Annotated in this window: 17 protein-coding genes and 1 pseudogene; 5 read left to right on the plus strand and 13 right to left on the minus strand. The window is 71.5% G+C overall.

Going from position 1 to position 21,724, the window contains the following annotated elements; translation table 11 throughout:
* Positions 1 to 487 precede the first annotated feature (487 nt).
* Complete coding sequence (locus tag ABZT02_RS13965) at positions 488 to 1,912, minus strand: FGGY-family carbohydrate kinase (RefSeq protein ID WP_356017530.1); 1,425 nt, start codon at positions 1,910 to 1,912, stop codon at positions 488 to 490.
* A 16-nt stretch (positions 1,913 to 1,928) separates the two neighbouring features.
* Positions 1,929 to 2,972, minus strand: coding sequence for a 2-hydroxyacid dehydrogenase (locus ABZT02_RS13970; protein ID WP_356017532.1), 1,044 nt, complete (start codon positions 2,970 to 2,972; stop codon positions 1,929 to 1,931).
* A 108-nt stretch (positions 2,973 to 3,080) separates the two neighbouring features.
* On the opposite strand from ABZT02_RS13970, the gene ABZT02_RS13975 reads away from it, so the two are divergent.
* The 3 genes from ABZT02_RS13975 to ABZT02_RS13985 all read left to right on the plus strand — a co-directional run bounded on the left by ABZT02_RS13975 (position 3,081) and on the right by ABZT02_RS13985 (position 6,282).
* Positions 3,081 to 4,514 carry an FGGY-family carbohydrate kinase gene (locus ABZT02_RS13975; RefSeq protein ID WP_356017535.1) on the plus strand — a complete coding sequence of 478 codons (1,434 nt, stop codon included), beginning with the start codon at positions 3,081 to 3,083 and terminating at the stop codon, positions 4,512 to 4,514.
* A gap of 355 nt (positions 4,515 to 4,869) precedes the next feature.
* Complete coding sequence (locus ABZT02_RS13980) at positions 4,870 to 5,493, plus strand: histidine phosphatase family protein (protein ID WP_356017987.1); 624 nt, start codon at positions 4,870 to 4,872, stop codon at positions 5,491 to 5,493.
* Between the two features lie 12 nt (positions 5,494 to 5,505).
* Positions 5,506 to 6,282 (plus strand): SAM-dependent methyltransferase, encoded by a 777-nt coding sequence (locus tag ABZT02_RS13985; protein ID WP_356017537.1) that lies wholly within the window; start codon positions 5,506 to 5,508, stop codon positions 6,280 to 6,282.
* Positions 6,283 to 6,402: 120 nt separating this feature from the next.
* Here the strand turns inward: ABZT02_RS13985 and ABZT02_RS13990 are convergent, their stop codons facing one another.
* The 8 genes from ABZT02_RS13990 to ABZT02_RS14025 form a co-directional block, all read right to left on the minus strand.
* A complete protein-coding gene (locus tag ABZT02_RS13990) occupies positions 6,403 to 7,044 on the minus strand; it encodes a superoxide dismutase (RefSeq protein ID WP_356017539.1) in 642 nt (213 codons plus the stop codon).
* Positions 7,045 to 7,085: 41 nt separating this feature from the next.
* Complete coding sequence (locus ABZT02_RS13995; RefSeq protein WP_356017542.1) at positions 7,086 to 8,477, minus strand: amino acid permease; 1,392 nt, start codon at positions 8,475 to 8,477, stop codon at positions 7,086 to 7,088.
* Between the two features lie 112 nt (positions 8,478 to 8,589).
* Complete coding sequence (locus tag ABZT02_RS14000; protein ID WP_356017544.1) at positions 8,590 to 9,486, minus strand: TauD/TfdA family dioxygenase; 897 nt, start codon at positions 9,484 to 9,486, stop codon at positions 8,590 to 8,592.
* Positions 9,487 to 9,501: 15 nt separating this feature from the next.
* Positions 9,502 to 10,854 carry an LLM class flavin-dependent oxidoreductase gene (locus ABZT02_RS14005; protein ID WP_356017546.1) on the minus strand — a complete coding sequence of 451 codons (1,353 nt, stop codon included), beginning with the start codon at positions 10,852 to 10,854 and terminating at the stop codon, positions 9,502 to 9,504.
* A complete protein-coding gene (locus ABZT02_RS14010) occupies positions 10,851 to 11,576 on the minus strand; it encodes an ABC transporter ATP-binding protein (protein ID WP_356017548.1) in 726 nt (241 codons plus the stop codon). Before ABZT02_RS14010 ends, ABZT02_RS14005 begins: the two co-directional genes overlap by 4 nt.
* Positions 11,552 to 12,400 (minus strand): ABC transporter permease, encoded by an 849-nt coding sequence (locus ABZT02_RS14015; protein WP_356017550.1) that lies wholly within the window; start codon positions 12,398 to 12,400, stop codon positions 11,552 to 11,554. The genes ABZT02_RS14010 and ABZT02_RS14015 overlap by 25 nt, the downstream gene beginning before the upstream one ends.
* On the minus strand, positions 12,397 to 13,464 hold the full coding sequence (locus ABZT02_RS14020; RefSeq protein WP_356017552.1) for an ABC transporter substrate-binding protein: 1,068 nt from the start codon (positions 13,462 to 13,464) through the stop codon (positions 12,397 to 12,399). Before ABZT02_RS14020 ends, ABZT02_RS14015 begins: the two co-directional genes overlap by 4 nt.
* Positions 13,465 to 13,645: 181 nt before the next feature.
* Entirely contained in the window at positions 13,646 to 14,857 is a 1,212-nt protein-coding gene (locus ABZT02_RS14025) for an ROK family protein (protein WP_356017554.1), read from the minus strand.
* 420 nt (positions 14,858 to 15,277) lie between these two features.
* Here ABZT02_RS14025 and ABZT02_RS14030 point away from each other — a divergent pair, with 420 nt between their 5' ends.
* A complete protein-coding gene (locus ABZT02_RS14030) occupies positions 15,278 to 15,886 on the plus strand; it encodes a biotin transporter BioY (protein ID WP_356017557.1) in 609 nt (202 codons plus the stop codon).
* Here the strand turns inward: ABZT02_RS14030 and ABZT02_RS14035 are convergent.
* Together ABZT02_RS14035 and ABZT02_RS14040 are read right to left on the minus strand one after the other, a co-directional pair.
* Positions 15,876 to 16,363: pseudogene (locus ABZT02_RS14035) on the minus strand (hypothetical protein); the annotation flags it as partial. The gene ABZT02_RS14030 and the pseudogene ABZT02_RS14035 sit on opposite strands and share 11 nt — an antisense overlap.
* 132 nt (positions 16,364 to 16,495) lie before the next feature.
* Positions 16,496 to 17,221: an LPXTG cell wall anchor domain-containing protein gene (locus tag ABZT02_RS14040; RefSeq protein ID WP_356017989.1), complete on the minus strand. Its 726-nt coding sequence runs from the start codon at positions 17,219 to 17,221 to the stop codon at positions 16,496 to 16,498.
* A gap of 239 nt (positions 17,222 to 17,460) precedes the next feature.
* On the opposite strand from ABZT02_RS14040, the gene ABZT02_RS14045 reads away from it, so the two are divergent.
* The gene (locus tag ABZT02_RS14045; protein ID WP_356017559.1) at positions 17,461 to 20,157 is read left to right on the plus strand and encodes a protein kinase; all 2,697 of its coding nucleotides are present in this window, start codon (positions 17,461 to 17,463) and stop codon (positions 20,155 to 20,157) included.
* A gap of 69 nt (positions 20,158 to 20,226) precedes the next feature.
* On the opposite strand, the gene ABZT02_RS14050 is transcribed toward ABZT02_RS14045, so the two are convergent.
* On the minus strand, positions 20,227 to 21,639 hold the full coding sequence (locus ABZT02_RS14050) for an amino acid permease (RefSeq protein ID WP_356017561.1): 1,413 nt from the start codon (positions 21,637 to 21,639) through the stop codon (positions 20,227 to 20,229).
* Positions 21,640 to 21,724: the final 85 nt, after the last annotated feature.

Raw genomic sequence — 21,724 nt, forward strand, 5'->3', positions numbered from 1 at the left:
GGCCCCGCGAGCGTAGAACCTCGCGGGGCCCGGGCGGCAGCCCGGAATCGGTCCCGCCGCACACTTGGCACCGCGCCCGCGCCGGGATTTCCGGCATGGGCCGGCGTCCCGTCCGCGCCGGGCCTTCGGGCACGGGTGGGTGCCTGGCCCGTGCCGGGTCTTCGGGCACGGGTGGGTGCCTGGCCCGTGCCGGGTCTTTGGGCACGGGTGGGTGCCTGGCCCGTGCCGGGTCTTTGGGCACGGGTGGGTGCCTGGCCCGTGCCGGGTCTTCGGGCGCGGGTCGGTGCCTGGCCCGTCCCCGAGGCCTCGCGTGGTTCAGGTCTCGCCCGCGCCGGGCCCCGCGCATCGTCTGTGCTTCGCTCGGCCACGGGCTTTCTCTTCTGTTCAGCGTGTCGCCGGCGCCGGGGCCTCGCGTCGTCAGGGCCCGGCTTGTCCGCGGGCCGTCCCGCCTGCTCAGCGCTTCGCCCGCGCCGGGCCCCGCGCATCGTCAGCCCCTCGCTCGTCCACGGGCCTCTTTCAGGCGACCCAGGTGCTCCTCGTATCCCTTCGCGTAGGACGACGCCCGCCCTGCGTCCGGCTCCACGATCGCCGTCGGCTCCGTCCAGGCACCCGCGTCCAGGGGAACCCCGTACCGCTCCGCCGCGGCCAGTACCGCCCCCCGGGCCCCCACCTCACCCTCCACGACCCGCAACGGGCGCCCGAGTACGTCCGCCAGCAGCTGCGTCCACGCGGAACTCCGCGTCCCGCCCCCGCACACCGCCAGCGACCCCGTCAGCCCCGCCGCCTCCAGGCAATGCCGGGCCGCGTACCCGATTCCCTCACAGGTCGCCCGGATCAGATCGGCAGGCGTCGTCTCCAGGGAGACACCGCTGAGCTCGGCCCGCAGATGCGGCTCGACGAACGGGGCCCGCTCCCCGGACGGCGCGAAGTACGGCAGCACCCGCACCCCGTGCGCCCCCGGCGGAGTGGACGCCAGCAGGTCGTCCACCTCCGCGTGCGTCACCCCCGTCGTCGACAGCACCCAGTCCAGCGCGGCGGTACCGACCATCGCCGGCATCGCCCGAAGCCGGTGTCCGGGCCGGTCGGTGGAGATGTACAGCCCGGCCGGCTCGCCGGTCAGGTCCAGCTCGGTGGTGGCGACGAGCGCGGCCAGACAGGTGCCGACGATGAGGAGCCCGTCGCCCGGCGCGGTCACCCCCGCGCCCAGCGCGCAGGCCGGCAGATCGTAGGGCCCGTTCGAGAGCCGTGTCCCGGACGGCAGCCCTTCCCGAGCCGAAGCCGTGGCGATCGGGTCCCCGACGGGAGGCAGCAGCCGCCGACGACGCGTGAGCCCCAGCAGCTCCACCACCCGGTTGTCGTACGACCGCGTCCGGGGGTCGAGGAAGGGCATGGACGCGTCCGACACGTCCGTCGTCGCCCGCGCGGCACCCGTCAGCCGCTGGAAGACCATGTCCTTGCAGTACACGGCCGCGGACGCGGCGTCCAGGGACTTCGGGTCGTACCGGTCCAGCCAGGCCAGCAACGGCCCCGGCGAGCCCGGGAACATCGCGCCGCCGGTCCGCCGGAACACCGTCTCGAAGGTGCCGTCCGCGAGCCACTGGTCGAGCAGTTCGTGTGCCCGCCCGTCCATCCAGGACAGCGCCGACCGCACCGGCCGTCCCTCTCGGTCGACCAGCCACACCCCGTCGCCCTGCCCGGTCAGCCCGGCCAGTTCCACCGGCTCCGGCACCTGCCCGGTCAGCTCGCCGAGGACCTCGACGACCGCGCCGTAGACCTCCTCCATGTCCTGCTCGACGAACCCGCCGTGCAGGGAGAGCTCCACCGGGCGTGACGCGACGGCCAGTTGACGGCCCTCGGCGTCGAAGGCGGCGGCCTTGACGACGGACGTGCCCACATCGATACCGACGTACATGAACATCCCTTCCAGGTCACGTCAAGCAGTGCGCCAACCGCTCCCCCCGCGCCCAGCGGCCCACCTCCTCCGCCGCGATCCTCGCCGCCTTCTCGGCCACCGCGCGGCTCGCCCCGCCGAGGTGCGGGGTCAGGACGACCCGGTCGGCCAGGGCGCGCAGGCGGGAGTCCGAGGGCAGCGGCTCGTGCACGTAGGTGTCGAGGGCGGCCGCGGACAGCCGGCCTGCTTCGAGGGCGTCGCACAGGGCGCTCTCGTCGACGAGCGGGCCGCGGGCCACGTTCACCACGACCGCCCCCCGGGGCAGCAGGTCCAGCTCACGGGCGCCGATCAGGCCGCGGGTCTCGGCGGTGAGGCGGGCGTGCAGGGTGATCACCCGGGAGCGGGTCAGGAGCTGGTCGAGGGAGGAGACGCGCAGGCCGTGGATCTCGCCGCGCACATAGGGGTCGTACACCATGACCTGCGCGCCGAAGGCGCACAGCACGCGGGCGACCCTGCTGCCGACGGCGCCGTAACCGACGAGTCCGACGGGCAGGTCCTCCAGCTCCAGGCCGCTGTGCTCGTACGTGTAGTAGGCGGCGCCGCCCTCCCAACTGCCCTGTCCGGCAAGGAGGTCGTGGGCCTGCGGGATGCGGCGCACGGCGGCCAGCAGCATGCCGACGGTGAACTCGGCGGTGGCGGCGGCGTTGCGGCCGGGCGCGAAGCACACCCGCACGTCACGGGCCTTGGCCGCGTCGAGGTTCACGTTGACCGGGCCGCCCCGGCAGACCACGACCAGCCGCAGGCTGTCGGCGGCGTTCAGCACCCGCTCGGTGACCGGGCCCATCTGGGTGACGAGGACCTCCGCGCCGTCCAGCGCCTCGATCAGCTCGTCCTCGGCGTCGCTCGCCTCCGTCACCTCCGAGACGGGCCCGAAGGGTTCCAGCGGCCAGCCGAGCGTCACTTCCTTCGTCTCCACGGCGATCCCGCCCAGCTCGGCCTCGACGGCCCCGGCGATCAGCCCCGGCAGTACGAAGTGGTCGCCGGCCGCCACGACACGTACGGGATCGGTCCTCTGGGGCATCGTCGACCTCCGGATCGTCGCTTCACTGACACGATGTTGAGCCGCGTGTCCGGGGTACGCATAGACCCCGTGCGGGTGGGAGGTGCCGGTAGGGCGGAGATGACAGAGATGACGGACGAGAACGAGACGGCGTGGCTGGGGCTCGACCTCGGCACCCAGAGCGTGCGCGCGCTGGCGGTCACGGCCGACGGAACCGTGCTGGGCCGGGGTTCCGCCCCGCTCGGCGGCCGGCGCGAGGGCGTGCGGCACGAGCAGGATCCGGGGGAGTGGTGGGCGGCGGTGCGCACGGCGTGCAGTTCCGCGCTTCTCACCCGGACGGGCGTACGGATCGGTGGCCTCGCGGTGTGCGGGACGTCGGGGACGGTCCTGCTGACGGACCCGGAGGGCAGGCCGACGACCCCGGCGCTCATGTACGACGACGGACGCGCGGCGGGTGAGGCGGCCGGGCTGCGTGCGGCGGGCCTCGCGGTCCAGGACACCTGGGCGCTGCCGAAGGCGCTGTGGCTGGTGCGGGAGTACGGCGGAAAGGGCCGGGTCACCCACCAGCCCGACGTCGTCACCGCCCGCCTGGTCGGCCGGCCGGTGCCCACCGACTCCAGTCACGCGCTGAAGACGGGCTACGACGTCGAGCGCGACGCCTGGCCGGACATCGCCCTGGAGCTTCCCGAGGTCGTCCTCCCCGGCAGCCGTCTCGGCGAGGTCTGCCCGGCCGCCGCCGAGGAGACCGGCATCCCGGCCGGCACTCCGGTCATCGCCGGGATGACCGACGGCTGCGCGGCCCAGATCGCGGCGGGCGCCCTGCGGCACGGTTCCTGGAACTCGGTGCTCGGCACCACCCTCGTGCTGAAGGGGGCCGCCCCCGACCCGGTCCGTGACCCGGCCGGCGTGGTCTACAACCACCGTGCGCCGGGCGGTACCTGGCTGCCCGGCGGGGCGTCGAGCGTGGGCGCCGGGGCGCTCCCGGCCGACGTGGACCCGGTGGCCATGGACGAACGGGCGGCCGCGTTCGAGCCGTCCGGCGCGGTGGCCTACCCGCTGGTGTCGCGCGGAGAGCGGTTCCCGTTCCGTGCCCCGGACGCCACCGCCCTCCTCCTCGGCACCCCCGCCGACGACGCCGACCGCTGGGCCGCGCTCCTCCAGGGCGTCGCCTTCGCGGAACGCCTCTGCCTGGACTACCTGCACCACCTGGGCGCCCCGCTCGACGGCCCCCTCACCTTCACCGGCGGCGCGGCCCGCAGCCTGTACTGGAACCAGCTCCGCGCCGACATCCTCGGCCGCCCGGCCCGCATCCCCGAACAGACCGAACCGGCCCTGGGAATGGCCGCGTTGGCCTCCCACGGCACCACCGGCACCCTCCTCGCCGAGGCCGCCGAGCACATGGTCCGCATCCGCACGGTCGTGGAACCCCGCCCCGGCCGCACGGCGCTCTTCGCCGAGCCGTACGCCCGTCTCGTCGACGAACTCACCGAGCGGGGCTGGCTCCCCGCCCCGGTCGCGGCCCACGCGCGCGGCCGCCTGGCCGGGAACACGGCGACATCATGACCGCATCCTTGCCCCGTGGGGGACACCCCGGCCGATGGCGCCCTCGTCGGGGCGCCTGCGCCGAGCCGTACCCGTCCGGTCCGCGACCTCACCGTCCGGGGCGGCTCCCCGCACAGGTCACGGCTCATGCGCGGCCGCCTGGGCCGGAACCCCGCGGCACCCTGACCCCACTCCCGCCGCGTGAGGGGTGCTCCTGCCCACGGCGCCTTCGGCCGGGCGCCCGCGTAGCGTGTCCGGGCCGCCCCGGGCGGCGGGTACTCATGCCCGCTCCGGGTAGCCGCCTCCCGGCCGGTGGCCGCCCCTCGACCACGGCGCACCTCGCCCCGACCCCGACCGAGCGGACCGTTTCATGAGTATGAGCACGACCCTGCTGCTGGCCCGGCACGGGCAGACCATCTGGCACGCCGAGAACCGTTACGCGGGCGTGAGCGACATCGGGCTCACCGACGAGGGCCGCGCCCAGGCGGAGTCGCTCGGGCGGTGGGCCGCCGTTCACCGCCCCGACGCGATCTGGACGTCACCCCTGTCGCGGGCGATCGCCACCGCCGACCCGGCCTGCCGTGCCCTCGGCGTCACCCCGCACCGCGAACCCGGGCTCAGGGAGTGCGACTTCGGGGTGGTGGAGGGCCGTACCCTCGCGGAGTTCGCCGCCGAGGTGCCCGACGCGGCCGAGGCCTTCCGCGCGGACCCGGTGACGTACCCCTTCCCTGGCGCGGAGGACCCGGCGGCGGCCGCCGCCCGGGGCACGGAGGCCCTGCGCCGCATCGCCGCCGCCCACCCCGGCGAGCGCGTCCTGGTCGTCGCCCACAACACCCTGCTGCGGCTGGTGCTGTGCGCGCTGCTGTCGATCCCGCTCGGGGAGTACCGCAGAGTGTTCCCGCGGTTGCGCAACGCGGCGATCACCGAACTCCGCCTCGACAAGGACGGATCCGCCGCACTTCTCTCCCTCAATGTGCCGTGCGAGCCGGACAGGTCGTAGCACGATGGGCCCATGACGGAGATCGACACCTCGGTGCCGCATTCGGCCCGGATCTGGAACTACTGGCTCGGCGGCAAGGACAACTACCCCGTCGACGAGGCGGCCGGCGACGCCTACACGGCCGTCTTCCCCGGCATCGTCACCATCGCCCGCAGCAGCCGCGCCTTTCTCGGCCGCAGCATCCGGTACCTGGTCCAGGAGGCGGGCGTCCGCCAGTTCCTGGACGTCGGCACCGGGCTGCCCACGGTCGACAACACCCACGAGGTCGCCCAGCGCTTCGCCCCCGAGTCGAAGATCGTCTACGTCGACAACGACCCGCTGGTCCTCGCCCACGCCCGCGCCCTGCTCACCTCCACCCCGGAGGGTGAGACGGCGTACGAGGACCTGACGCTCTACGAGCCGGAGAAGATCCTCGAGGCGGCTTCCCGGACCCTCGACCTGACCCGCCCCACGGCCTTGATCCTCAGCGGCATCCTCGGCCATGTCGCCGACTACGACCTGGCCCGCGAGCTGGTCGGCCGGCTGGTGGCGGGCCTGCCCTCCGGCAGCCACCTCTGCGTCAACGACGGCTCGCGCGGCACCGACCCGGACTACGAGCACGCTCAGGACGCCTACAACGAGACCGGCGCGGTGCCCTACTTCCTGCGCCCGGTGGACAAGATCGAGGCCTTCTTCGAGGGCCTGGAGCTGGTGGACCCGGGCGTGGTGTCGGTCCCGCTGTGGCGCCCGGACGGCGGCGCGGCCCCGGCCCCGATCGGCCAGCACGGCGGTGTGGGCCGCAAGGCCTGAGCTCCCGGCTCATGGGAAACCCCCGCGAGTCACGTCCTCGCGGGGGTTTCCCGTCCTTCCGCCCGCCGCATGAAGGTTGAGAAGACGATCACGAGGCGGGACGCTCCGGGTGCGGGCCGCTCAGGGCGCCGGCAGCAGTACGTCCGTACGGGACCTGGCGGCCTCGTAGCGCCGGGCCACGTCCTGCCAGTCGACGACGGCCCACATCGCGTCGATGAAGTCGACCTTCTGGTTCTTGTACTGGAGGTAGAAGGCGTGCTCCCAGGCGTCGAAGACCAGGATCGGGGTCGAGCCCTGGCCGACGTTGCCCTGGTGGTCGTAGACCTGCTCGACGATCAGCCGTCCGCTGAGCGGCTCGTGGGCGAGGACGCCCCAGCCGGACCCCTGCGTGGTCGCGGCGGCCTTGGTCAGCTGCGCCTTGAAACCGGCGAACGACCCGAAGGACTCGGCGATCGCGTCCGCGAGCTCGCCCACGCCGTCGGCCTCCAGCGGCTCGCCGCCCCCGTCGCCGGACATGTTCCGCCAGTAGATGGAGTGCAGGATGTGCCCGGAGAGGTGGAAGGCCAGGTTCTTCTCCAGCCCGTTCACCGCCCCCCACGACTGCTTGTCCCGCGCCTCCGCCAGCTGCTCCAGCGTGTCGTTGGCGCCCTTCACATAGGCCGCGTGGTGCTTGTCGTGGTGCAGCTCGATGATCTCGGGACTGATCACGGGCGCGAGTGCGGAGTAGTCGTACGGCAGGTCGGGCAGCGTGTAGACGGGCATGCAGGGGTCCCCTCCGGACTCTTATTGCAAGTAGCTCGCAACTACAAGCTAGCAACAAGAAGGCGTTTCTGTCGCGCGTATCCCACGCCCGCCAGCACCAGCGTCATCCCGCCCGTCCAGTACAGCTGAACGCGGGTGTCAGGTTCGCGGGCCATCAGGACGAGGATCGCGGCCATGCCCGCCAGGGCGACCCAGGTCAGGTAGGGGAACGCCCACGTGCGGACGGTCAGCCGCTCGGGGGCCTCGCGTTCCAGCGCGCGGCGCAGCCGCAGCTGGGAGACGGCGATGAAGCCCCAGACGACGAGGATGACCGCGCCGATCATGTTGAGGAGCCAGGAGAAGACGTCGTCGGGGCGCCAGTGGCTGAGGACCACACAGGCGAAGCCGAAGACGCTGGAGGCGAGGACCGCCAGGCGCGGGACACCACCGGAGACGCGCCCCAGGAGGCCGGGGCCGAGGCCCCGCTCGACCAGGGAGTAGGCGATGCGGGACGAGCCGTAGACGTTGGCGTTCATCGCGGACAGGAGGGCGACCAGGACGACGACGTTCATGAGCTGCCCCGCTCCCGGGATGCCCAGTTCGTCGAGGGCGGCGACGTACGGGCCCTTCTCCACGACGGACTTCGAGTCCCAGGGGACCAGGGTGACGATGACCGCCATCGAGCCGACGTAGAACAGCGCGATGCGCCACATCGCCGTACGGACCGCGCTCGCCACCCCGCGTACCGGGTCCTCGGACTCGGCCGCCGCGATGGTGACCGTCTCCAGGCCGCCGTACGCGAAGACGGAGGCGAGCAGGCCGACGACCAGGCCCTCGCCGCCGCCCGGGAAGAAGCCTCCTCGGCCGGTCAGGTTCGCGGTGCCCGGAGCGTCCGTGCCGGGCAGGACACCGGCGATCGCCAGCACCCCGAGGACCAGGAACAGCCCGATCGCGCCGACCTTGAGGGCCGCGAACCAGAATTCGAACTCGCCGAAGTTCTTCACCGCGGCCAGGTTCGTGACGCAGAAGACCACCATGAACAGGGCCACCCAGGCCCAGTCGGGCGTCCCGGGCAGCCAGCCGGTCACGATCTTCGCCGCGCCGATGCCCTCCAGGCCCACGGCCGTGCACAGCAGGATCCAGAAGGACCAGCCGACGGTGAAGCCCGCCCAGGGCCCGAACGCCCGCTCGGCGTGCGCGGAGAAGGAGCCGGAGGACGGGTACGCGGCCGACATCTCGCCGAGCATCCGCATCACCAGCATCACGAGGAGGCCGGAGAGCGTGTAGGCGAGGACGATCGAGGGCCCGGCGGCGGCGATCCCGGCGCCGGAACCGACGAACAGTCCGGCACCGATCACCCCGCCGAGGGCGATCATCGACAGATGGCGCTGCTTGAGGCCGTGGGTCAGGGAGGCTTCGGACTCTCGTGGAGCCTTGACGGTGGTGCTGGGCATCGGCGCGGTTCGTCCAGTGCGTGAGACGGCAAAAACGCCCACAGTCTGGGTGGTCTCCCCAGGTCAGAGGGGAGGCCGCCCAGACTGTGGACTGGTCCGGCACCGGCTGTGACTAGGCGGCTACGGCCGTGTAGTGCGAGGCGTCCCCCTCGATCGAGTAGCTCTCCTTGCCCTCGATGCCCACCGGCACCTCCCCGGCGACGGTCACCCGGTGCAGCCGGCGCGGCAGACCGTCGTAGTTGTCGACGGCGTAGTGCTGGGTGATGCGGTTGTCGAAGAGCACGAGCTGGTTCTGAGACCAGCGGTGCCGCAGCAGGTTCTCCGGCCGGGTCACATACGCCTGGAGCAGATCGAGGACCTTGCGGGACTCGCTCACCGAAAGCCCCACGATCCGCTGTGCGAACCCGCCGATGAACAGCCCGCGTTCACCGGTCAGCGGGTGGACCCGGACCACCGGGTGGGCCGTGCGGAACTTGATCGAGGTGAACTGGGCGCGCCGGGCGGCCTGTTCCTCGTCCAGCGTCTCCTCCGGTACGGCGTAGTCGTAGTCGTTGGTGTGCTCGGCCCACAGTCCGTCGGCCAGCCGGCGCAGCGGCTCGGGCAGATTTCGGTACGCGGCAGCCGAGTTGGAGATCAGCGTCTCGCCGCCGTACGGCGGGATCGTCAGGCTGCGCAGGGTGCTGGCCTGCGGCGGGTTGAGGACGAACGTGACGTCGGTGTGCCAGTTGTTGGCGGCGCGGCCCCCCTCGCTGTCGACGGGCAGGACGTTCGGGGCGCCGTCCACGGCGGGCACGGTCGGGTGGGCGGAGGTGAGCTCGCCGAAGTGCCGGGCGAAGGCCTGCTGGCCCTCGTCGTCGAGGTTCACCTCGTCGAAGACCAGCGCCTTGTGGACGTTGAGGGCGTCCCGGAGGGCGGCGGCCGTCTCCTCGTCGAGCGGCCTGGAGATGTCGACACCGGAGACGTGGGCGCCGATGCGGGCGGTGACCTTGCGGATCTCGATACCGGACATGGGAGGGGGTCCTTCCTAGGCGTGGACGGGCTGGGCGTGGACGGGCTGGGCGTACTGGTTCGCGGGGCGGGGGAGGCCGTAGCGCTCCCGCAGGGTCTGCCGGGGCCCGTACTCCCGGCGGAGCAGACCGCGGGTGCGCAGGATGGGGACGACGTGGTCGACGAAGGCGTCCAGGCCGGACGGCAGGACCGCGGGCATGATGTTGAAACCGTCCGCGGCACCCTGCGTGAACCAGGTCTCGATGGCGTCGGCGACCTGCTCGGGCGTACCGGCGAAGGTGAGATGGCCGCGCCCGCCGCCGAGCCGCCCGATCAGCTGCCGCACCGTGAGGCGGTCGCGCCGGGCCAGCTCCACGACGAGTGTGTAGCGGCTCTTGGCTCCCTCGACGGCGGACTCGGGCGGCAGGTCGGAGGGGAGCTGCCGGTCCAACTCCAGGACACCTTCCGGCAGTTGGAGAAGGCGCTCCAGGTTGGCCACTCCGTGCCGGTGCACGATGTGGTCCTCCAGCTCTTGTTCCCTCGCCAGCGCCTCGGTCTCCGTGGCGCCGATGACGGGGACGATCCCGGGGAGCACCTTGATGTGGTCGGGATCCCGGCCGGCCGCGACGGTACGGGCCTTGAGGTCGGCGTAGAAGGCCCGGGCGTCCTCGATGGTCTGCTGCGCGGTGAACACCGCCTCCGCGTACCGGGACGCGAACTCCTTGCCGTCCTCGCTGGAGCCCGCCTGCACGAGCAGCGGGTAACCCTGGGGTGCGCGCGGCACGTTGAGCGCGCCCTCGACGCTGAAGTACGTCCCCTGGTGCCGGGGCGGGTGGACCTTCGTGTCGTCGCCCCAGACGCCGGCCGCCTTGTCGCCGACGATCGCGTCGTCCTCCCAGCTGTCCCAGAGCTTGAGCGCCACGTCGAGGAACTCGGCGGCCCGGGCGTAGCGGTCCGCGTGCGCGGGCTCGTGCTCCAGCCCGAAGTTGCGGGCGGCCTCCTTGCCCGCCGTGGTGACGATGTTCCAGCCCGCCCGGCCGCCGCTGATGATGTCCAGCGAGGCGAACTTCCGGGCCAGGTTGTAGGGCGAGTTGTAGGAGGTGGAGGCGGTCGCGATCAGCCCGATGTGCTCGGTGGCCGTCGCCAGCGCGGTCAGCAGCGTCAGCGGCTCCAGCGCACCGGCGGGCCGCTGGGCGAGGTTGCTCCACAGCTGCGGCCCGTCGGCCAGGAAGAGCGAGTCGAAGGTGCCGCGCTCCGCGATCCGGGCGAGGTGGACGAAGTGGTCGAGCGAGACGTGCGCGAACGGATCACTCTCGGGCAGCCGCCAGGAGGCCTCGTGGTGGCCGGTGTTCATCAGGAACGCGTTGAGGTGGAGCTGTCGTGCGGTCATGCGTGGTCCTCCGTGACGCCGAGGGCGGTCAGCAGTCGTTCGCGGTACTCGCCCAGCAGGGGATCCCGGTACGAGCGCGGGTGCGGGCGGTCGATGGTCAGGTCGAGGCCGATGCGGCCCTGTTCGAGTACGAGCACACGGTCGGCGAGCACGATCGCCTCGTCCACGTCGTGGGTGACGAGAAGGACGGACGGCTGGTGGCGCTTCCACAACTCCCGCAGCAGCGCGTGCATCCTGATGCGCGTCAGCGCGTCGAGGGCGCCGAACGGCTCGTCGGCCAGCAGGAGTTCGGGTTCACGAACCAGTGAGCGAGCGAGGGCGGCGCGCTGGGCCTCGCCGCCGGACAGCTCGTTGGGCCAGGCGCGTTCACGGCCGGCGAGACCCACCTCGGCGAGCGCCTGGCGTCCCCTGTCCTCGCCGTCCGTGCCCAGCAGGACGTTGTCCAGCACCCGCCGCCAGGGCAGCAGCCGGGAGTCCTGGAAGACCACGGACACCCGCTCGGGGGCACTGAGCCGACCGCTCCCGGCCACCTCGTGGTCGAGCCCGGCCACCGCCCGCAGCAGCGTGCTCTTGCCGGAGCCGCTGTGCCCGAGCAGGGCGACGAACTGTCCGGCCGGGATGTCGAGGTCGATGCCGTCGAGGACCGTACGCCCGTCGAACGACCGGGTCAGGCCCCGCAGCTGTACGGCCGGCCGGGTCAGCTGCTCAGTGTGCGTCGCCATGACAGCACCTTCCGTTCGATGAGACGGACCGCGCTGTCGGAGACCAGGCCGAAGACGCCGTAGACGACGAGACCGACGAGGATCACATCGCTCTGGCCGTAGTTCTGGGCCTGGAACATCAGGTAGCCGAGTCCGCTGGTGGCGTTGATCTGTTCCAGGACGACCAGGCCCAGCCAGGAGCCGGTGACGCCGAGCCTCAGGCCCACGAAGAATCCGGGCAGCGCGCCGGGGACGACGATCTGCCGTACGAACGCGAACCTCGACAGGCCCTGGACCTCGGCGAGTTCGACGAAGCGGTGGTCGATGCCGGACAGCGCGGCATGGGTGTTCAGATAGATCGGGATGTAGACGACGATCGCGATGATGGCGACCTTGAAGGTCTCGCCGATGCCCAGCCAGAGGATGAACAGCGGGATCAGACCGAGGGTCGGGATCGCCCGGTTGAGGTTGACCGTGCCGTCGATCAGCGCCTCGCCGGTGCGGCTGAGCCCGGAGGCCAGGGCCAGCAGGACGCCGGCGACCAGGCCGATCGCGAACCCGGACGCGGCCCGCCGCAGCGAGGTCAGGACGTCGGTGGGCAGTGTCCCGTCGGTCCACAGACGGACGCCGGTCCGCACCACCGTCCAGGGTGCCGGGATCGCGGCCGGATCGAGCTGCCCGGCGGCGGAAGCGGCGGCCCACAGCGCGAGGAGGAGGACCGGTCCGGCGAGCCGGGCCGCGGGCAGCCGCCTGCCGGGGGAGAGCCGGCGGCGCCTGCGGACCTGGGGCGTGTCCTCGGCCGGGGCGACCGTGACGGCGGCTTCGGTCGTGGTCACGGCGCTCACCTCCGGTACTCCGCGGCCACGGACTTCGCCGCGATGCCCTCGAAGCGGTGGTCGAAGAGCTCGCTCACGTCGAACTTCCTGACGAACCCGCCCTCCGCCAGCAGATCCGCGGTCTCCTGCTCCCACTTGATCGCCTCGCTCCAACTCGGCGGGAAGAGCGGCTTGTTGGCGAGCGCGGTGACCGCCTTCGCCTGGGCGGGCGTCAGGTTCTGCGTCTTGACGTAGAACTCCTCGTTCCAGAGGTCGGGGTTCTCGTACGCCCACACCTGGCCCTTGGCCCAGTACGGGATGTACGCGGCGACCGCGGCGGCCTTCGCGGGGTCGCTCAGCACGGCGGTCGGCGCCCAGAGCAGGTTGAGCAGGTCGACCACGTCGGTGGTGATGGCGTGCGCGCCCTTGGGCTCGTACTGCTGGAGGTAGGCGGGCGCCTGGCTGTTGGCGAGCGGGGCCACGTCCACCTGGCCGGACTGGAGCGCGGTGAAGAACTGGTTGCTGGTCAGCGGGACGAGCTCCACCTCGTCGTAGGAGAGCCCGGCCTTCTTCAATGCCCGCAGCAGGACCACGCCCTGCGCCTGTCCCTGTGAGAAGGCGAGTTTCTTCCCCTTGAAATCCCCGACCGTGCGGATGTCACTGCCGGGCTTGGTGGCGAAAAGGTAGTTCGGTTTGCGGGTGATGTTGATCGCGACGATTTTCGCGTCGTAACCCTGGAAGTGCGCCTGGATCGGCGGGATACCCGCGTTGTTGGCGACATCCAGGGAGCCGGACCGGAAGGCGTTGATGACATCGGGCCCTGCGCTGATATTGGCCCAACTGCTCACCTTGAACGGCAACTCACCCAGTCTGCCGAGTTTCAGCTGGAGTTGCTGGGTGCCGGAATACGAGGCGATCTTGAGGCTTGTGCCGGCGGGCACCTTGGCGGCGAGCGGGGCGGACAGGGCGCCCTTGGTGTCGGCGGCGGCACTGCCGGAGGCGCAGCCGCTGAGGCCCGCGACACCGGCCGCGGCACCGAGGACCGAGGAGAGGAACAGCCGCCGGTCGATGCCGGACGTGCGGGAAAAGGACATGGGAAGGCTCCCTGGAATCAGTGCACGGAAAACTCACGGAGAAAAGAGTTCATGCGGAGGAAATGAGCGCGTCACGCGGGGCAACGTGTCAGCGACAAAGGGCGTGACAGTACAGGTGAGGGCTCATGAAAAAGATGTTCGCGGCCATGGGGAACTCCTGTCAATATTCGGAGTTTCTGAATTAAATAGCCTCAGGTGACGAGGCCAGTGGATCCCGGTAGAGCACGTCGAGCGCCACCGAACCGCCGGCCACCGCCAGCACGGAATCGGGGAAACTCGTCGGCATCACAGAAGCCGCGCGTGCGTCGCCGACCCCCTCGCGCAGCGCGGCGAGGCAGTCCTCCCGGTGCATGACACCGACCTCGGTCACCACGACCGTCTCCGGGTTCAGCACGTCCAGCAGCAGCCGCGTGGCCCGACCGACGGCCCCTGCCCGCGCCACTAGCAGCCGCACGGCCTCCGGGTCACCGGCGGCCGCCGCCGCGACGACATGCATCGGATTGGTGCCGTCGGTGACCCCGGCCCGTCGCGCCCGCTCGCACAACGTCCGCTCGCTCAGCTCGACTTGCAGGCACCCGGTCCGTCCGCACGGGCAGGGTTCGGTGCCGCCCGGCACCGGCAGATGGGCGATCGCGCCCGCCTGGGAACGCGGCCCGTGGTGCACCTCGTCGTGGGTGGCGAACGCCGCGTCCACCACATTGCCGGCGAACAGATGCAGCATGCTCCGGCCACCGCGCGCCCGCCCGAACAGCCGCTCCGCGTTGACCAACGCCCGCGCGTGGCCGTCCACATGGACCGGCAGACCGGTGCGGGCGCCGAGCACCTCCCGCACCGGCACCTCGCGCCAGCCCAGCAGGGGATGCTCGACGACGGTCCCGGAGTCCCGGTCCACCCAGCCGCCGGCCGCGAAGCCGACACCGAGGGCCCGCAGTCGCGGGGAGCGGTCCAGCAGCGCGGTGAGCCCGTCGGCGGCCCGCGCCAGGACCGTGGACGGATCGGCGCCGTCGACCGCGCCGGCTGCGTCGGCTCCTTCGTGCCGAAGCTCCCGCCGGTCCACCACCCGCCCGCGCAGATCGAGCAGCGCCACCGTCGTATAGGGGACGGCCACATGGATCCCGCCCACGACGAACCGTGAGTCGTCCAGGTCCAGGGGCACATGGGGGCGGCCCACACCCTGGGACCGCCGGGGTGCTTCCGACTCGCGGATCAGGCCGAGTTCGCTGAAGCGGGCGCAGTAGTCGGTGACGGAGGCCGGGGAGAGTCCGGTCAGCCGGGAGATGGTGCTGCGGGCCACCGGCCCGTGCTCCAGCACGGACCGCAGGACGACACTGGCGCTGGTCCGGCGCCGGGAGGTGGGAGGTGGGCTGACAGGGGGTGCCTCGGTACGGGGCATGGAAGACCGTCCTCGGGAACGGGGGCCGACACGTCTCGGAGGATGAGGCGCGCCGGAGCCCGCCTCACGCCGGACGGCGACAGACGGCCGTGCCCACGCGTCGCAGGTCGACGTGACGACGCGACGAGAAGTACCGGGACTGGGCGACCATGTCCGAAGAGTAAGCCACGAACGGTGAATCCGACCAGACCACTAGGATTCATTGGTGATTCCCCACAGCAGGAGGCGGCGCGCCCCCTGTACCCCCACCCACCTCACCTCAGTGACAGGCATCACGCCGAACCCGGTGTAACCCACACTCTTTGTCCGGAGCCCACCAAGCCCCCGTTCAAGGCTTTGTCGACCGTTGACGGTGATCGGCTCAAGGGCGCCGGGATAGCGTCACCGTGTCCCCCTGTCGTTCACACCCGCGGAGTCCCCATGAGCACCGCCGCCCCCATCCTCCCCCACTCTCGAAAGGACTCGAGCGGGGGGACCCCCACCGGCCAGGTCCTCGCCGACCTGATCCCCGCCTCCCGCGTCCGGGACATCGCGCTCGTGGTGGGCGGCGCCGCCCTCACCGGCCTCGCCGCGCAGCTCTCCGTGCCCGTGCCGGGCTCCCCGGTGCCGGTGACCGGCCAGACCTTCGCCGCGCTCCTCGTCGGCACGACCCTCGGCGCCCGCCGCGGTGTCGCCTCCCTCGCCCTGTACGCGCTGGCCGGCCTCGCCGGACTCCCGTGGTTCGCCCAGGGCACCTCCGGGTTCTCCGTCTCCTTCGGCTACATCCTCGGCATGATCCTGGCCTCCGCCGCCGTCGGCGCCCTGGCCCGCCGCGGCGCCGACCGCAGCGTGTGGCGGACGGCCGGTGCCATGCTGGTCGGTGAGGCGATCATCTACGCGATCGGCGTCCCGTACCTCGCCTACGCCGCCGACATGTCGCTGTCCGCCGCCATCGCGGCCGGCCTCACCCCGTTCCTCCTCGGCGACGCCCTCAAGGCGGCCCTGGCGATGGGCGTGCTCCCCACCACCTGGAAGCTCCTCAAGCGCTGACCCTCCTTTGCAAGAGGCTCGCCGGGTCGTAGCGCGACTCCCACCCGGCGAGCCTCTTGCGCGTCCCGGCGTCGTACAGACCCTCGGTCCGGTCCCCGGCCCCGAAGGCGAAGTTCACGGTACGGCCGAGGGTGACGGGCGACAGCAGCGCGAAGGCCGGGTCGAGCACCTCGCGCGCCTGCTGCCGCCCCCCGCCAATCAACAGCCGTACCAGAAAACGCCCTTCGCGGTAGGCACCGAGTTCGGCGCCGGCCGCGCCGGCGCCCCGCTCAGATGATTGACCTGTACGACGGCGCCGTAGAGCCTGCGCACGGGGACGAGTCAGATCTCCAGCTCGGTGATGATGCCGAGGCGGTGTCCGCCGCCCAGTGTGTACGACACGGCACCGACGCCCGGTGCGGAACCGCCCAGTGGCGCGAGCTCGTACGGCTCGGCCGCCTCGACCACCTGACCCCGGCGGACCCCCGCCTCGACCCGGCACGGACTGCCGGGTGCGGTGCAGGGCGGCGCGCTCATCAGCACCCGGCGCATCTGTTCATGCCGGACAGGCTGGAGGCATAACCTGACCGTTTCCGTCAGGTTATGCCTCCACCGGTTTCCCGCTCCGTGTCAGGCGGTGCGCTGCGGCCGCCGCTGCGACCACCACAGCCCGGCCACGCCCGCCGTCATCAGGGACGCGCCCGCCGCCCCGAGCGGCAGCAGTTCACGTTCCGCCCCGGTCTTGGGCAGCTCGCTCGGTGCGTCGCCGCCGGGGGCCACCGGCTTGTTGTCGGTGCCCAGCAGCAGCGGGGTGGCCGGGGCGTTCGGCGACGGGTTCGTCGTACCGAACGGAACCGGGCCCTGCTGCCAGAACGTCTTCTTTCCGTCGCCGGTCTGCACCGGCAGACAGATCTTGCCGGTCTTCTTGAGATCGAACGTCGCGTCGACGGCGTACGACTTCGACTTACCGGCCGCGAGATTATCGATGGGGCAGGCAAAACCGCTGTTCGAGCCCTCCGGCAGATCCTTTTCTTCAATCGGAGAGCAGCCTTGAACGTTTTTGACCGTCATGCCGTCGAAACCGACGACCAAAAGCCTGATCTTTCCGCTGTCCTTGCTCCCGTCGTTCTTCACGCCGGCCGTGAGGCCGGTCTTCTGCGAGCTGTTGTCGACGGAGATCGTCCCGGGCAGTGTCGTCGTCAGCTTCACGCCCGTCGGCGCCTCGTCAACAGCCTTTCCCCCCTTGCTGCTTGCGGGTCCTTCGTCCGCACTCGCGGTGAAGGAACAGACCATCACCGTCGAGAAAGCCGCCGTGACCAGCGATCCGGCGATGGTCGTCATACGACGAGAACTCATGTCCGCCCCCCTTGGCTGCGCCTGAATTCGCAGTACTTGAAGAGGTACCACAAGATTTCTCCGCACTATGCTGGTACGGCGCGAAGTGTGACCATTGTGTTCCACTCGGGACATCGTTGAGGGGGTGCAGCGGATTGCCGGGGAATGCGGGAGACACGGGAAATGCGAGGCGCGGCGGAGTTCCAGGGCTCCTGGTGACGGGGCGTTATCGCCTGGTCGAAAGTATCGGCCAGGGGGGAATGGGACGGGTGTGGCGGGCCGCCGACGAGATGCTCGACCGGCAGGTCGCGGTCAAGGAGATGCGGATCGACGGCCTCGACGCGGAGGACACCCGCACCCGCCGTGAACGGACCCTGCGCGAGGCCAGGGCCACGGCCCGGATCGACCACCCCAACGTCGTACGGGTCTACGACGTGGTGGACGAGGGCGAACGCCTGTGGATCGTCATGGAGTTGGTCAAGGGCCGCTCCCTGGAACGGCTGACGGTGGAGGACGGCCCGCTGGGCCCGCGCGAGACGGCGCTGCTCGGCCTGGGGCTCGTGCGGGCGCTCCGCCAGGTCCACGCCCGCGGCGTCCTGCACCGGGACATCAAACCCGGGAACGTCCTGGTGGAGTCCGGCGACCGCACCGGCCACCGGATCGTGCTGACCGACTTCGGCATCGCCGCGATGCAGGACGCCAAGGCGCTCACCATGGTCGGCATGCTCGTCGGTTCCCCCGACTACATGGCCCCCGAGCGGGTCTCCGGGCGCCCGCAGGGGCCCCCGTCGGACATCTGGTCCTTGGGTGCGACGCTCTGCGCGGCCCTGGGCGGCCGCTCCCCCTTCTCCCGCGACACCACCCTGGCCACGCTGCACGCCGTCCTCTACGAGGAGCCCGAACTCCCCGCGGCGGCAGGCCCGTTGACCGACATCCTGACGGCCCTGCTGGAGAAGGACCCGTCGATACGACCGGGCCTGGACGAGGTGGAGTCGGCCCTGCACATCGTCGCGTTCCCGGCGCCTACGCCGACTTTGAGGATGGGGGCGGGAGACGACCTCGGTACGGCGGAACCGGGTGACCGGCGCGGGCCGGGCCAAGCCGCCGACGAGACGGGCGAGCAACCGCCGTCGGAGGGAGGCGGGCGCGAAGACGGGGCCGGGGCCGCGCGGGGACCGGTTGCCGTAGAGGAGGGGGACCGGGAGCGCCGGTGGGGAGACCCGGGGCGGGTGGGCTCTGCGGGGGCGCCGGTTGCAGGACGGGCCGACCCCGCGCAGTCGGCGGGGGCCGGAGGGGATGACGGGACGCAGGCGTCGGAGACGGCGCCGGTATCGGAGCGAGCGCGGGCGGTGCGGGATCCGCGGGTGCCGCCGTCGGAGACGGGGCCGGAGGCGGCCGTACGTGAGCCTGCCGTTGTGGAACCGTCGGACGCCCTGCCGCTCGGGCATGCCTTCTCGGGCGCAGCTGATGACGAGGACTCCGGCACGTCGTCGGACGGGGCTCAGCCCGTTACCGAGGTCGCCGGGGCGGTCGTGGGCGAATCGGTACGTGAGCCTGCCGTTGAGGAGCCGTCGGATGCCGTGCCACCAGGTTTTGCCCTCTCGGGTGGGGCAGGTGACGGGGGTTCGGGCCCGTCGTCGGACGGCTTCCCGGCGGTCGCCGAGGTCGTGGCCGCGCAGCCCGAACCCCCCACCCCCGCCGAGCCGTTCTCGACCGACCGCGTTGCCAGTGCCTCCACCGAGGCCGTCTCGGAGGAGCGTTCGGAGGTCCGGTCGGAGACGCCGTCCGGGAGCGCGGTGGGAGCCGTACTCCGGGCGGGTGCCACCACGACCAGTACGCCCCTCGCCAGCGCCCCCACGCAGGACTCCCTCTCGGCGGGCGCCCCCACGGAGCACTTCCCGATGCCGGACGCACCGACACGGGACACCCCCGCGCGCGCGGCCTCCGCCCCCACCCGTGTCGGCCCGGTACCCACGGCCCACCGCCGCTCCGGCCCCGGAGTCTCCCTGGTCCGCGGCGAGCAGGCGGTACCCGACCCATCGGGATCCCTGGACACCACGGCAGGCACCGGCACCTCCCACACCGACGGCCCCGCTGCCAACCTCCGTACCTACCCCGACCGTACCGACCCCGACCGTACCGACCCCGAGCGTCCCGACCCCAGCTCCACCGGGCGCCCGGGCCCCGGCGCCGATCCCCAACGTCACTCCGGTCAGGATCCCGACCCCGCCCCAGCGCTGGTCCTCGGCCCCCACCCCCACCGCATGCAACCGGGCGAACTCCCCGGCCCCGCTCGCCCTGCCACAGGCCACCGCGGCCGCCGCCGAACCGCCCTGGTCGCCGCCGGAAGCATGGTCGCCGCAGGTGCCGTCGTGGTCGCGATCATCCTGGCCACCCATTCCGGCTCACCCGGCGACGACAAGGCGGGCAGTTCCCCAGCTGCCTCCACTCGCGCCTCCGCATCGGAACCCGGCGCGTCCACGCCCGCCGGCACCCCGACCTCGACCGTCGAGGGCACCTCCCGCCCACGCTCCCTCCCGCCCGGCGCACACGAGGAGGCCGGTGGGTTCGCGTGGGCGACCCCCACCGGCTGGCGGCGGGACGTGAAGACCGGGGCGGAGGTCCACTACACCTCGCCCGACGGAAAGCAGGAGCTCGCAGCCAAGTCCTCCCTCGCCCGGGGCGACTTGATGGAAACCTGGCGGACCTCCGAGCAGAACGCCCACCAGGGCGAGGACTACGCCAAGATCCGCCTGGAGGAGACGACGTTCCGCGATCACCCCGCGGTCGTGTGGGAGTACACCTTCACCCTCGACGGCATCCCCTGGCATGCGCAGCTGCTCGGCTTCAACGTGGGCGACAAGTCGTACCAGATCAACACCTGGTACCAGCCGGAGATCGAGACGCAGGCCCTCAGCACGTACGAGAAGGTGAAGGACAGCTTCACCGTCCTCTGAACGCCCAGGAGGAACGCACACGAGAAGGGCCCCGCGGCACACGCCACGGGGCCCCGCTCACACATCCGTTCAGCCGACGGAGACCTTGTCCGTCACCTCACCGGCGGGCGCGGCACCCGCCCGCCCGCGTCCGACCTTCTCCTTCACCACGGCGATGACCAGCACCACCGCCGCGACGAGCAGCGACAACAGCACGGTCTCCCGCCCGTCGTGCTCGGTGTCGGTCAGCATGTAGCCGAGGACGAACACGATCAACGCGGCCGTAGCCCAGGTCAGATAGGGGTACAGCCACATCTTCACGACCAGCTTCTCCGGCGCCTCGGCCTGGATGATCTTCCGCATCCGCAGCTGCGAGAAGCAGATGACCAGCCAGACGAACAGGGCCACCGCACCGGAGGAGTTGACGAGGAAGAGGAAGATCTTGTCGGGGGAGAGGTAGTTGAAGAACACGGCGACGAAGCCGAACACCACCGACGCGAGGATCGCGGCCATCGGCACACCCCGGCCGTTGACCCGCGCGAACGCCTTCGGCGCGTCTCCGCGCTCGCCGAGCGAGAAGGCCATCCGGGAGGCCGTGTAGAGGCCGGAGTTGAGACAGGACAGCACCGAGGTCAGCACGATGAAGTTCATGATCTGACCGGCGTGCGCGATGCCGAGGGAGTCGAGCGCGGCGACGTAGGAGCCGTCGTCCTGGATGGACTTGGAGTCCCACGGGATCAGCGTGACGACGACGAAGATGGATCCCAGGTAGAAGACCGCGATACGCCAGATGATGCTGTTGGTCGACTTGGTCACGGCCCGCTGCGGGTCCTCCGACTCACCGGCCGCGAGCGTCGCGATCTCGCTGCCCATGAAGGAGAAGACGACGAGCAGCACGCCGGTGAGGATGGCGCCGGGCCCGTGGGGCAGGAAGCCGCCGTGGTCGGTGAGGTTGGAGAGCCCCGCCTGGTCGGCGTCGACACCCGGCAGGACGCCGAACACGGCGAGCAGGCCGATGACGATGAACGCCCCGATGGCGACGACCTTGATCCCGGCGAACCAGAACTCGAACTCGCCGTAGGACCCCACGGAGACGAGGTTGGTGGCGGTCAGCACCACCATCACGATCAGCGCCCATCCCCACTGCGGTACGGCGGGTATCCACCCTTCGAGGATCTTGGCACCGGCGGTCGCCTCGACGGCGAGTACGACGACCCAGAAGAACCAGTACAGCCAGCCGATGGAGAAACCGGCCCAGCGCCCGAGGGCCCGGTCGGCGTGCGCCGAGAAGGAGCCGGAATTCGGATTCGCGGCGGACATCTCACCGAGCATCCGCATCACGAGGACGACCAGCGTGCCGACGAGGGCGTACGACAGCAGGATGCCGGGGCCGGCGGTGGCGATACCGGAGCTGGAGCCCACGAAAAGGCCCGCTCCGATGACACCGCCGATGGCGATCATCGAGAGGTGACGGTTCTTGAGTCCGGCCTGGAGACCAGTCATTCGGGGAATTCCTTCGTGCCGGGTGTGGGGCTCCCGTACGAGCGGTGTACGGGTCGGTCCAGTGAATCGGAGGCAAAGAAATTCG

This window comes from Streptomyces sp. NPDC005402, from assembly GCF_040606575.1.
Lineage (GTDB): Bacteria > Actinomycetota > Actinomycetes > Streptomycetales > Streptomycetaceae > Streptomyces.

Excerpts from the sequence above, each read along its gene's own strand:
- ABZT02_RS13990 (WP_356017539.1), bottom strand. The coding sequence starts at position 7,044 with ATGCCCGTCTACACGCTGCCCGACCTGCCGTACGACTACTCCGCACTC.
- ABZT02_RS13995 (WP_356017542.1), bottom strand. The coding sequence starts at position 8,477 with ATGCCCAGCACCACCGTCAAGGCTCCACGAGAGTCCGAAGCCTCCCTG.
- ABZT02_RS14030 (WP_356017557.1), top strand. The coding sequence starts at position 15,278 with ATGAGCACCGCCGCCCCCATCCTCCCCCACTCTCGAAAGGACTCGAGC.
- ABZT02_RS14005 (WP_356017546.1), bottom strand. The coding sequence starts at position 10,854 with ATGACCGCACGACAGCTCCACCTCAACGCGTTCCTGATGAACACCGGC.
- ABZT02_RS14040 (WP_356017989.1), bottom strand. The coding sequence starts at position 17,221 with ATGAGTTCTCGTCGTATGACGACCATCGCCGGATCGCTGGTCACGGCG.
- ABZT02_RS14000 (WP_356017544.1), bottom strand. The coding sequence starts at position 9,486 with ATGTCCGGTATCGAGATCCGCAAGGTCACCGCCCGCATCGGCGCCCAC.
- ABZT02_RS14020 (WP_356017552.1), bottom strand. The coding sequence starts at position 13,464 with ATGTCCTTTTCCCGCACGTCCGGCATCGACCGGCGGCTGTTCCTCTCC.
- ABZT02_RS14050 (WP_356017561.1), bottom strand. The coding sequence starts at position 21,639 with ATGACTGGTCTCCAGGCCGGACTCAAGAACCGTCACCTCTCGATGATC.
- ABZT02_RS13965 (WP_356017530.1), bottom strand. The coding sequence starts at position 1,912 with ATGTACGTCGGTATCGATGTGGGCACGTCCGTCGTCAAGGCCGCCGCC.
- ABZT02_RS14045 (WP_356017559.1), top strand. The coding sequence starts at position 17,461 with ATGGGACGGGTGTGGCGGGCCGCCGACGAGATGCTCGACCGGCAGGTC.
- ABZT02_RS13985 (WP_356017537.1), top strand. The coding sequence starts at position 5,506 with ATGACGGAGATCGACACCTCGGTGCCGCATTCGGCCCGGATCTGGAAC.
- ABZT02_RS13980 (WP_356017987.1), top strand. The coding sequence starts at position 4,870 with ATGAGCACGACCCTGCTGCTGGCCCGGCACGGGCAGACCATCTGGCAC.
- ABZT02_RS13970 (WP_356017532.1), bottom strand. The coding sequence starts at position 2,972 with ATGCCCCAGAGGACCGATCCCGTACGTGTCGTGGCGGCCGGCGACCAC.
- ABZT02_RS13975 (WP_356017535.1), top strand. The coding sequence starts at position 3,081 with ATGACGGACGAGAACGAGACGGCGTGGCTGGGGCTCGACCTCGGCACC.
- ABZT02_RS14025 (WP_356017554.1), bottom strand. The coding sequence starts at position 14,857 with ATGCCCCGTACCGAGGCACCCCCTGTCAGCCCACCTCCCACCTCCCGG.
- ABZT02_RS14010 (WP_356017548.1), bottom strand. The coding sequence starts at position 11,576 with ATGGCGACGCACACTGAGCAGCTGACCCGGCCGGCCGTACAGCTGCGG.